Source organism: Streptococcus handemini (assembly GCF_040984445.1).
GTDB classification, from domain to species: domain Bacteria; phylum Bacillota; class Bacilli; order Lactobacillales; family Streptococcaceae; genus Streptococcus; species Streptococcus handemini.
Genome location: NZ_JBFRYH010000032.1, coordinates 1 through 867, shown reverse-complemented (window position 1 = coordinate 867; position 867 = coordinate 1). Strand labels below are relative to the sequence as shown.

The 867-nt window shown below is 46.4% G+C and carries 1 pseudogene; it reads left to right on the top strand.

The features are described 5' to 3' along the window. Positions 1-867 (top strand): annotated as a pseudogene (locus ABPH35_RS10995) (IS66 family transposase); the annotation flags it as partial.

Genomic DNA, 867 nt, shown 5'->3' with positions numbered 1-867 from the left:
GAAAGCTAAGGGAGTTCGTCAGGCTATTTTTAGTCAATTCACTCCAGAGATGGTTCATCACGAATTACAGGGTGAAGACTGCACTTGTCCAGACTGCCATGGTCAGTTGAAGGAGATTGGCTCAACTGTTCAACGACAAGAGTTGGTCTTCATTCCTGCACAATTAAAGCGGATTGACCATGTCCAACACGCTTACAAGTGTCAGGCTTGTAGCGAGAACAGTCTTAGCGATAAGATTATCAAGGCTCCTTTAGCACACAGCTTGGGTTCTACCTCCATCATTGCCCATACGATTCATCAGAAGTTCAATCTGAAGGTGCCAAATTATCGGCAGGAAGAGGATTGGCATAAGCTTGGCTTACCCATCACACGGAAAGAAATAGCGAACTGGCACATCAAGTCTAGTCAGTATTATTTCGAGCCAATTTATGATCTGTTGCACGAGAAATTACGGAAACAGCCTATTCTCCATGCGGATGAAACCTCCTATAAGGTCTTGGAAAATGATAGCCAGTCGACCTACTACTGGACTTTCTTATCTGGCAAGCATGAAGAACAGGGGATTACGCAGGCTACGTACATTGTGACATGTTACGGCAGTAACTTAGGACTTTAGTCCTCTAGTTCTGCCTATGCGATAGCAGTCCAAGCTTGAGGAACGAAGCGACGCTAAGCTTGGTAAACTGCGAACCGCTGGGTGCTTATCGCCAATTAGAAAAAGCTCAGCTAGTTGGTTGTTGGGCGCATGTCAGAAGAAAGTTCTTCGAGGCGACGCCTAAGAAGGCAGACAAGACTTCGCTAGGAGCCAGAGGGTTAAGGTATTGCGACCAGCTGTTTGCCTTGGAGAATGACTGGGTTGACCTCTCT